This window comes from Mesorhizobium sp. WSM4817, assembly GCF_055811135.1.
Genome location: NZ_JBVVQQ010000155.1, coordinates 1 through 322 on the forward strand (window position 1 = coordinate 1; position 322 = coordinate 322).

At 67.1% G+C, this 322-nt stretch carries 1 protein-coding gene; it reads right to left on the bottom strand.

Annotation, left to right across the window (positions count from 1 at the left end; translation table 11 throughout):
- The coding region (locus AC0L2K_RS35185) for a condensation domain-containing protein (RefSeq protein ID WP_473533683.1) at positions 1–322 on the bottom strand (322 nt) is incomplete at both ends.

A 322-nucleotide genomic window follows, 5' to 3' on the forward strand; every position in this document is an offset into this window, starting at 1 on the left:
CTCAGCCCCGGCAGGTCCAATGACCCGACGGTGTTGTTCTTCCAGGCCAGCATCACCTGGAACAACGGCGTGTGATCGAGGGCCCGCGGCGGCTTGACGATCTCGACCACCTGCTCGAACGGCAGGTCCTGATGCTCCTGGGCAGCCAGCGCCGTGCGCCGCGTCCGCTCCAGAAGCTGCGACACGCTCGGCTCGCCGGACAGGTCGAGCCTAAGCGCCAGGGTGTTGACGAAGAAGCCGATCAGCTCTTCGATCTCGCGCCGGCCGCGATTGGCGCTCGGAACGCCGATCACGACGTCGTCCTGCCCCGACAGGCGCGAAA